Source organism: Streptomyces hilarionis, from assembly GCF_024539675.1.
Classification (GTDB): Bacteria; Actinomycetota; Actinomycetes; order Streptomycetales; family Streptomycetaceae; genus Streptomyces; species Streptomyces hilarionis.
In genome coordinates this window covers 1-395 of the sequence record NZ_JAHHIT010000497.1, presented here as the reverse complement: position 1 = coordinate 395, position 395 = coordinate 1, and the positions used below count along the sequence as shown (strand labels likewise).

General features: G+C 56.5%; 1 protein-coding gene. It reads right to left on the bottom strand.

Annotated elements, in window-relative coordinates; genetic code table 11:
- A partial coding sequence (locus tag KMS84_RS44060; protein ID WP_256921421.1) for a DUF4113 domain-containing protein occupies window positions 1-379 on the bottom strand: 379 nt, incomplete at its 3' end.
- Window positions 380-395 lie beyond the last annotated feature (16 nt).

The following is a 395-nucleotide window of genomic DNA, read 5'->3' as shown; positions in this document are numbered from 1 at the left end:
GATCCATTTTGGTCGTGTAGCTCTGACTCATCAACTCCCGGCGCATAGCCCAATCTGGCGCCGCCGGCACGCTGGCCAGGCGCAGAACTCCCTTTCTCCAACGGCCATTGATCTCATCTAGGACGGTCATCACCTTGTCCGCCATCACAGGCTGGGAATGCGCGAACAGATCATCGGTGAATTCGCCAGGCTGCCGTAAATCCATCAGCAAAACCTCCGCCTTGCTGTATTTGTAGCCCGGACGGAAGAGGCGATTGACCGCTTCAGTTGCAGCCTTCGTCATGAGTCGCACGTCGTTTGTTGGATACGGGAGTTCGACCAGTGCGCCGTTCGCGTACTTCGCTTCTTGGGGATTGAACATGCCTGTCCTGATACTCACGCGGATCTTCTTGCAC